Below are 8,761 nucleotides of genomic sequence, written 5' to 3' on the forward strand. Positions count from 1 at the left end.
TCCTACTTCGCCGGATCGTGCGGCGGGGCACCCCTGACCGTTGTCAAGCAGTACATCGCGAACCAGCAGCGCCCCGTCTGACCGTCACCACCAAGACGCAGAGCCTTCCGACGCTCCGCGCCTCCGGCCCAAGAATGGCCTTCACCCCCGCCCTGAAGGGCGGAGCACAGGCCAAGATCAGAGATAGAACGGCCTCATGAGTTCGATCGACGACCAGATCGCGAAGGCCGAGTGCCGCTTCGGAGTCCGTTTTCCCGAGGACTACCGACACATCCTGGCTACCGAAGGGAGCATGGCTCGGTTCGTTCCTCCTGCGGACGACTTCCTGATGATCAATGCCCTGGCGGAGCTCATCGAAGTCAATGAGGCCGGCGACTTCCAGGAACGATTCCCGGGGAGCGTCGTCATCGGCGGGGACGGAAGTCGCGAAATGCTCACCTACGACTTTCGGCAGGAACCCCCGGCTCTGGTCCTGCTCGATGTCTCCGCTCAGGACTGGTCGTCCGCCGTCCACCAGGCAACTTCGTTCTCTGCTCTGCTCGAGCAGTTCCCCGAAACCGGATGGCAATGGGACGACTCCGAGCCCTCGCTCCCCTGACAGGTGTCCTCACGGAATTTGTGTCTGATCCTGCTGAAAGTCAACGAAGCCACCTTCATGCGCTCGCCGGGAGGCTGGTCGTCGTGGTCACGGGCTGCTGAGAGTGAGCGATGCACGCGGCTCATGGGATGGGCAGTGGCGATGGCGGTTCAGTAACCTTGCATGCCCGTCGCCTCACCGCCTGGACGGGCTGCGCCCATCGTGTGCCGACACCGGAACGGCGTGGGAGCACGGCCGCCTACCCGTCCGGCCACCGGCCAATCCTCTGTTGTGGCGATGCGCAACAACACAGGCCAGAAAGGGCGTTGGGCCGTCGATGCCCTTGATGCTTGCGCAGCTGTTCCCCATAATCACTAGGCGCTTTGCGAACTCATCCCCCACTGGGTTCGGACGCACGACTGCCTGCTGCCGTGGCCAACGGCCGCACTGGTGTTCTGCCATGCCATTTCTCGGCATGGTGCGCCGATTCTCGTGGGCCGAGTTCGGGACGCGTATCCCCCCACGAGAGGAAGTCTGTTGACGAACCACCTCAAGCACCTCAAGCGCACCACCGCGGCCGGTGTCGTCGCCCTCGCCGCCTTCAGCCTCCAGCCCGGCGCGGCCCACGCCGCTTCCGAACCGACCCCACGCGGTGAGATGGGCCCGACCGTCGTCGGCGGTACGAAGGCCGATCAGGGTGAGTTCCCCTTCATGGTGCGGCTGTCCATGGGCTGCGGCGGCTCGCTGTACGCCAAGGACATCGTGCTGACCGCCGCCCACTGTGTCGACGGCAGCGGCCCCAACACCGGCATCACCGCGACAGCCGGTGTGGTCGACCTGGAGGACCCCAACGCGGTCAGCGTGAAGTCCACCGAGGTCCTCCAGGCCCCCGGATACAACGGCAAGGGCAAGGACTGGGCACTGATCAAGCTCGAGAAGCCGATCGACCTGCCGACCCTGCCGATCGCAGCGGACGACAAGCTCAACAACGGCGAGTTCGACGTAGCCGGCTGGGGTGCGGACAAGGAGGGCGGCAGCCAGCAGCGCTACCTGCTCAAGGCCAAGGTGCCGTTCATCGAGGACGCCACCTGCCAGAACGCGTACGGCGATCAGCTGACGCCGGGCGAAGAGCTCTGCGCCGGCATCCTGGACACCGGCGGTGTCGACACCTGCCAGGGCGATTCCGGCGGCCCCATGTTCCGCAAGGACGAATCGGATGCCTGGACCCAGGTCGGCATCGTCAGCTGGGGCGAGGGCTGCGCCCGCCCGGGCAAGCCGGGCGTCTACACCGAGGTCAGTACGTTCGCCGAGGACATCAAGAAAGCGGCCGAAGGACTGAGCGGCTGACCCGGCCGACCCGGATCCGCAGGCCGCGTCCGTAGCCCCTATTGACAGGGGCACACGCACCAACGCGCCCCACTGCCAAGCCCTTTCCGGCTCGGCAGTGGGGCCGCGGAGGTTCGCCCGAGCGTGGATGACGCACGCGAGCGACTCCGTTTGAACAGGCAGTCGACGGGCGCCGGCAACCAGGAGTCCCATCCCGTCTCCCAAGGACTTGCAGGGAAGCAACACCTTGACCCTGCAAGCCCTTCAGCCATTGATTCCCGGTGAATTCCCAGTCCTCCTCGAGGCTTCCGCTACTCGTCGATCGCCGCCCCGAACTGCGCATTGGCCGCCGGTGCCCCGAGGCGTGCCCCGTCGTAGGTCCACGTGCCCTTGGCGACCAGCCCCGACGACGAGGCGGGGATCACCCATACGAAGCCGTCGTTGGTGTTCTCGCCCGGTGCCGCCGCCAGCAGGCCGAAGAGGCCGTCCTTGTTGGCGTCGAACAGCCGGACCTGACCGCCCCAGCGGTCCGAGGTCTCCGCCACGCCGGGGATGTCGGCGAGCTGCTGGTCGAAGCTCTTCACCCCGACGTTGGTGAAGCCGGTCGGATCGCCGCGCAGCACCCACACCGCGCCCGCGTTGGACACGCTGCCGATGTCCTCGCCGGGTGCGCCGATGGCGAGGTCCGGGTGGCCGTCGCCGTCGGTGTCGCCGGCCGACAGTTCGGCGCCCCACTGGTCGCCCGCCTCCGCGACACCCGGGATGCCGTAGGAGTCCTGGGTCCAGTACTGCACCGGCTCCGGCTCGAGGCCGGACAGGTCGCCGCGGCCCGCGTAGAGGGTGATCCCGCCGCCCGGCGGCGAGCCCACGCCTGTTTCGCCGATGACGAGGTCGTCCTGCCCAGTGCCGTCCCAGTCGCCCGAGACGATGGCCGGGCCGCCCGGGAACGTACCGCCGTCGCCGAGGCCGGCGACGTCCGGCGCGCCGTGCAGCACCTGCACCGAGCCGACGCCCGGCTGGTCGCCGGTGGTGACCCCGGAGATGGCCAGGTCGGCCCAGGAGTCCTCGTTGTAGTTACCGTGGCTGAGGTTGCGGAACTCGAAGCCGGTGTCCATCGGCGAGAAGTCCCGCGCCCGCATGCTGCGGTCCGACATCTTCAGCTGCTGCTGCGCCGTCCCGCCGGGCTGGGCGGTGAAGAACAGCAGGGCGTCGTCCTCCAGGACGGCGATCGAGTCACGCGGGTTGGCGTTCGGGTCCGCCGGGTCCGGGGCGAAGTACCGGGCCGCTTCGATCGCCCGGCCGAAGTTCGCGCCGGCCCGCAGCCCATCGGGGTTCTCCAGCCAGGTGCTGTCGGCCCCGTGCAGTCCGGTCGGCGAGCCCCAGAAGACGGTGGCGCTGCCCGCGTCGGACAGCCCGGCCAGGTCCTCTCCGGGGATGCCGACGATGACGTCGTCGTAGCCGTCGTTGTCCAGGTCGCCGGATGCCACAGCCCGCCCGAAGCCGTCGCCGGCCTCAGCGCCGCCCGGGACGCCCGAGATGTTCTGGTGGAGGACGCTTTTCTTGGTGGTGCTGAGACCGCTTGACGAGCTGTACTGCACGGTGACGTAGCCGGCGCCCGCGGCGCCGGTCACCGTGGCGCCCGGGGCGCCGGTCAGCACGTCGTCGAAACCGTTGCCGTCGAAGTCGGTGTTGCGCTGCTGCCAGCCGATGGACGGAAAAGGCACGGCGGCCTGTGCGGCGGGGGCCGCAAACACGGCGCCGCCACCGAGGGTGAGGAGTGCCGCGGCCGTGAGGGCCGCTCTTCTGATGTAACGCACAGGAGAACCTCCTTGGTCTCCTAGGATTCCAACGGCGTCCTGCTCAGCCGCGGTGGATTGTGCGTGGGGGGTTATCGGCTCGACTACCAGAGCTGCATGTGCGAGATCGAGGAGTCGTACGCCCTGTTCGCCCGGAGGTGCACGGTCGGTTCCCCAGCGAGACGCCGAAGCACGGACCGGTGCAACTGCCCGGGAGCGCCAGGCAACGCCGCCCCGCCCGCCGCGGAAGGCATGGAATCATGTGCGGCCTCCCCCGTCGGGGTAGTGCGGTGAGGGCAGTGCCCGTAATGCGTACCGAGAAGACATCCGAAGTTCGCCAAAGGTTGTACGCCTCGCCGGACGGGTCGTCCGATGCAGGGCGGTCTCAGTTCGCCATGGAGGCGAAAGGGGTGCCTTCGCTGCCGCCGATGCGAACAGTGCCCGTCGTCGTCACCCTCGAGGCGAGTCGCGCAGCTGGGTGAACGCGCCGGTTCACCTTCCTGTGGGGCTGGCCTAACTGATCATTTCAGAATGAGATTCGTTGTGGGGCTTGGCAGTTGAGTGTGGTGACGGCAGAGTTCTGGGGTGGTCAGAACGTCACCGAATGTGGTCGGCCGACGGGACCCGGGAAGGCCTGCTTCAACAGGTCCAGGCTGAGGCCGACGCGGCCGGGGAGGTCGACTGGGACATCTCGGTCGACTCCACCATCGTCCGCGCACATCAGCATGCGGCCGGTGCCCGCACCGGCCCGCCGCCGGTTCGCGAAGGGGGACGGACCGCCATGTTGGAGAAGATCCGCGTGCCGCGGATCGGGCCACGCCCCGCAGGAAACCGGTCAGCCTGGTCAGCCTGGTCAGCCGACGAACTCGACCATGACGGTCGCCGTGCCGGGCACATGCCGGGCGTCGCCCGCGTAGGTGACCGTCTCCACCGCCACCGGCTGCTTGCGCGACGCCGGAGCTCTCCGGCGTGACCACCACGAGGTCACCGACGCGCAGGCGTGCATCGAATACGTCGTCCCAAGCCGCGTCACCCCCACGGCGGCGGAGACCGCCTCCCTCGCCCTTCTCGACATCCCAGCCATCTCCGGTACGGAATAGAGACGCCACATGAGATGACCTGCAATAAGCTGATGGTCCCGGCGCGGCGGTCACTCCCGTCCCACCTGCACCCAGACTGCCCGGCAGGCAGTCCTACGGCCACCTCACGTAGCACTACTGGCCGTCGCCCTTCTTGTCCTTGGCCATCTCGAGCCAGCCCCCGCTGTGACCCCCGACTGCCGGTCAAGTTGCCAAGCAGCCTGAAGGCAGTGGAGCCCCGGCACGCCGAGGATTTGGAACAGCTGGTCCGCCGGAACGAGTGCGGCAAGACGAGTAGTGAGCTGTGCAATGCCGAGCGGAGCATGGTCGTCTTCGTCAGTCAACAGCTGAACATGGACTTCCAGGGCATCATTCTGCGATTCCCACGATTTCCAGAAATCCTGGACTCCATCGACTTGCCACTTCTGGGGAAGGAGACTGCTGAGTCTCACGCTGAGAGCACGCTCCCTGATGGTCTCAAATATGCGATTGGTGCACACGACAGCCGCCTCGCCCAGAGGCACGTCCGGTATGTCCTGAGCAGCGACGGCTTCCACTTGTTCCCTGTTCAACAGATCCGTCTGGTCTTTCAGGAGCCCATGAGCTTTGGCGCGGTCCTCCCCCGACTCCGAAGAGCCACCCAGCCGCACGAGCGATGAGCTCGCCTTCGCAGCGATCTGCGTGAGCTTCTTCCGTTGCTGCGGCGACGTCTGCGGATGAGAGATGGTGTCCACCGTGAGGCCCACGACCTGGCCCCCATCAAGTACGGCCTGGACGTGGCCCTCCACTGGGGCGTCAGCTGCCTGCTGCCCCATCGCGGCAGTCAGCCGCTTCACTACCAGGGTCAGCTGCTCGCGCAACTCGAGCGGCGTTTCCGGGTCACGGATCATACTCAGAGCTGAAGTTGCGTGTTTAACAGTCGAGATGACGGCGGTCCGCACTTCGGGCGCCACCCCGGAGTCCTGGCTCACGTCCAGAGCCGACGCCACCTGCTGCACGACCCCGATCAGCTGCTGCCTCAGCTGGCGAGGTGTTTCGGGGGCATCGATCGCTGTCAGAGCGCCGGTCACCTCCTGAATGCTGCTGATGACCGCTTCCCGCTCCTGCGGTGACGTTTCCGGTTCCTCCACCGCCTTGAGCGTGGCACTCAGCTGTTCCACCGCAGGCTGAAGTTCCTCAGGCGCTCGTTCCCCTTCACTGTTCAAGCTTGCCGTTACGTCTTCAATCTCTTGACGTTGTTTCGCCGGGTCGTCGGGATCTGACGGCCGACCAGACTCTGACGTCCCGTCCGTCGTGGACGGGACGCTCGACGTCGGCGCGGTAGGGGTCGTGAGTGTGGGGCCGGGAGGCGTGGATGTGGGGCCGGTAGGCGTGGATGTGGGGCGGGTAGGCGTGGGCGTGGGCTGGGGCGGTGTCGTCTGAGCGTGCATCTCGGTCGCGGCCCCGTTGCGGAGGTGTGCCGCGGACACGGCGTTCGCCGACCCTGTCAGTAATGCACACGTGGCCAAGCCGGATGTGACGACCATGCGGAAGAGATGCCGCCGGGCGGTTCTGACCATGATGGTTCCAGATGTGCTGAGCCGTGTGCTGCTTCGTCCGTTTGCGGACAGGCCCCCTGAAGCGTGAGGCCGCCTGGAGGAAATACAGAACAATGCATAAGCGATCCCGAAACCCACTCTTCACCCGTTCGACGCGTCCCGCAACGCCAGCGCCGGCCTCCAGTCCCCCGAGCGTGAGGCGTCCACCACGCGGATTACCGTCACCGATTTCCCCTGAATAATTCAGGACCCTGCCTGGCTCAACAACTCGGCAAAAGGAACGGCCGCCATGGCGTCGGTGACCGCAACCCCGTACCGCTTCCTTTCCCTCCTGTCCTCGTCCTCGGCCTCCTTGCCTAGAATGAGAACGCTCTTGGGAGCATGGGACAAAATATACGCTTCGATGTCCGCAGGCGAGCCTGTCAAGCCGTAGTACGAGGTCACATACCGAGGCCGCCGAGTCACATTGATGACGTTGTTGTTGTGGCGAACTCTGCCTCGATTCAGGATATGGTCATAGCACTCTTCGGGAGGGCAATAGAACGGCCCCTCATCCTTGTCCCACGAATAGTGCTTGACTGAGAATTCCTCGTCGATCCTGCCGCGATCCTTCCTCATGAGAGTCATCTTCAGCTGCGCCTCGATCGTGTCGAACCGAACCGAATTGGGTATTTGAATCACTTTTTCACGGGCGTATCCTTCACCGGGCTCGAGCCAATTGCCCGGCCCGTAGAAGCGTGCCGCACTTATCACACTCCGAGTGGGAGACTTGGCGTAACGCCCCACATCGGATCCACCCGATTTGCTCTTCACGGCTTTTCTCCACTCCAGGAGCCCGCTGCCATCGCTTACGGGCTCGACGTCAACACCGTAGACGCCATAACCATCACCGATGACATAAGCAGGAACCTCTCCGGAGTTCCGCGCCTCGAAGGTCACGGGGAGATGGATGACCGGGCGCCCGGGATCCATCCGCGGTGTCCCGAACTTCACCTTCAGATCGAATAGGACGGGAGCGGAAGACGGCTGATACATTGTGGAATATGCGAGGTTGAACGTGGCAAGAAGCGCTGTTGCCGTCACGCCGGCTGCCAATTGCTTGGGATATGGCACACCAGTCCAAGCCTTTTCCCGGACGAGCATCTGGATTGCCCACAGGGACCATATCCAGAGCGGAAGATAGGTCAGCACATAGGGCGTGAACTCTGTCTCCTGAAGCCACATGAACAGCAGCAGGCTTTCGGTACCCAGTGCGATGATCGTTCCGAGCAGAACTACCGCTCCGGAAATCCTCAACTGCCGCTGCCCCCAGTAATCGAGGACTGCAAGAGCCGCCAGGCCCTGCACGGAACCCGCGAGGACGAACATCAGTCCGGTGACACGCCCTGCGAAAGTCAGCGCCCCGACGGCATCCGGACTCCCGACAACGACGAGCAGCGCCATGGAACCGAGCAGGCCCGCCATCATGAACACGATCGTCGCGCGCCTTTTCCATGTGCGGTCGGGCCACGTCCCGTTGCCTCCCCCGAGCCAGCATATGGATGACCGGTCGTCCACATCGAGATCCTGCGGATAGCCGAGACGACGGAGGATCTTCCGTAACCCCTGCAACGACCAGGCGCTGCCCACCGCCTCGCCGCCCATGGTGACCTTGCGCAGACCACGGGCGTCCGGTGGTTGCACAACCACCTTGGGTCTGTTCATGGGGCCACGATCGAATCCGGGCCGGGTCCGGGCAACCGGGGTTGCTCCGTACAGCGCTCGTTCAGCACGGGGCGGCTGCTTCAGAAACAGGAAAACGGTGACGAGGGCACAGCACTGTCCCGCAGGAGATGGACGTATCGACGACGTGAACGAGCTCGCAGCGGTCACCCTATTGGCGAGGAACTGACGCAGCGTGTGTTCTCCAAGATCCGCCGAGTGCTGCATCGCCGTGAATAGCTGACAGCAGTACGGGTTCAGGGAACACTATGCGCCCCCGAGCTCAATCCACTCATACCTGAAAATGTGCTGACAATCAGCGCGGAAGCTCCCGGCCGGCCCCTCGGCTGGGTTTCGACGCCGAAAACGATGGAACTCTACTGCCTTTTTCATTGCTGAGAGCTCGTAACAGGGATCTTGTTGAAGTGTGCCGGCGGGGCGTAACCGGTGTAACGATTCGGCCGTTCGTGGAATGTGGGTACTCTACCGTCGATCGTGGACGATGAGTTGTGGGCGCTGAACAATCCATTACTGCCCCCGCGACCGGAGCGGTCCCCGGGGCCACGACCGGTGGCGGACCAGTTGTCCTGGCGATCTACCTCTGATCTTGGCCAGTGCTCCGCCCTTCAGGGCGGGGGTGAAGGCCATTCTTGGGCCGGAGGCGCGGAGCGTCGGAAGGCTCTGCGCCTTGGTGGTGACGGTCAGACGGGGCGCTGCTGGTTCGCGATGTACTGCTTGACAACG

6 protein-coding genes and 2 pseudogenes are annotated in these 8,761 nt (G+C 65.3%); 4 read left to right on the forward strand and 4 right to left on the reverse strand.

Features of this window, described 5'->3' with window-relative positions:
- From AC067Z_RS38160 to AC067Z_RS38170, 3 genes and pseudogenes are all read left to right on the forward strand, one after another.
- Window positions 1–81 (forward strand): annotated as a pseudogene (locus AC067Z_RS38160) (IS200/IS605 family transposase); the annotation flags it as partial.
- A gap of 115 nt (window positions 82–196) precedes the next feature.
- Window positions 197–598, forward strand: a complete 402-nt coding sequence (locus AC067Z_RS38165) for an SMI1/KNR4 family protein (protein ID WP_478794246.1) — start codon at window positions 197–199, stop codon at window positions 596–598.
- Window positions 599–1,114: 516 nt separating this feature from the next.
- Window positions 1,115–1,924: a S1 family peptidase gene (locus AC067Z_RS38170; RefSeq protein WP_478794247.1), complete on the forward strand. Its 810-nt coding sequence runs from the start codon at window positions 1,115–1,117 to the stop codon at window positions 1,922–1,924.
- Between the two features lie 290 nt (window positions 1,925–2,214).
- On the opposite strand, the gene AC067Z_RS38175 is transcribed toward AC067Z_RS38170, so the two are convergent.
- The gene (locus AC067Z_RS38175; RefSeq protein ID WP_478794248.1) at window positions 2,215–3,720 is read right to left on the reverse strand and encodes an FG-GAP repeat protein; all 1,506 of its coding nucleotides are present in this window, start codon (window positions 3,718–3,720) and stop codon (window positions 2,215–2,217) included.
- Between the two features lie 571 nt (window positions 3,721–4,291).
- Here AC067Z_RS38175 and AC067Z_RS38180 point away from each other — a divergent pair.
- Window positions 4,292–4,441 (forward strand): annotated as a pseudogene (locus AC067Z_RS38180) (IS5/IS1182 family transposase); the annotation flags it as partial.
- Window positions 4,442–4,552: 111 nt separating this feature from the next.
- Here AC067Z_RS38180 and AC067Z_RS38185 read toward each other — a convergent pair.
- From AC067Z_RS38185 to AC067Z_RS38195, 3 genes are all read right to left on the reverse strand, one after another.
- Window positions 4,553–4,774: a hypothetical protein gene (locus AC067Z_RS38185; protein ID WP_478794251.1), complete on the reverse strand. Its 222-nt coding sequence runs from the start codon at window positions 4,772–4,774 to the stop codon at window positions 4,553–4,555.
- 129 nt (window positions 4,775–4,903) lie between these two features.
- On the reverse strand, window positions 4,904–5,938 hold the full coding sequence (locus tag AC067Z_RS38190) for a hypothetical protein (RefSeq protein ID WP_478794249.1): 1,035 nt from the start codon (window positions 5,936–5,938) through the stop codon (window positions 4,904–4,906).
- A 621-nt stretch (window positions 5,939–6,559) separates the two neighbouring features.
- On the reverse strand, window positions 6,560–8,020 hold the full coding sequence (locus AC067Z_RS38195) for a hypothetical protein (RefSeq protein ID WP_478794250.1): 1,461 nt from the start codon (window positions 8,018–8,020) through the stop codon (window positions 6,560–6,562).
- Between the last annotated feature and the right edge of the window lie 741 nt (window positions 8,021–8,761).

It is taken from the genome of Streptomyces sp. NPDC043812 (genome assembly GCF_056436245.1).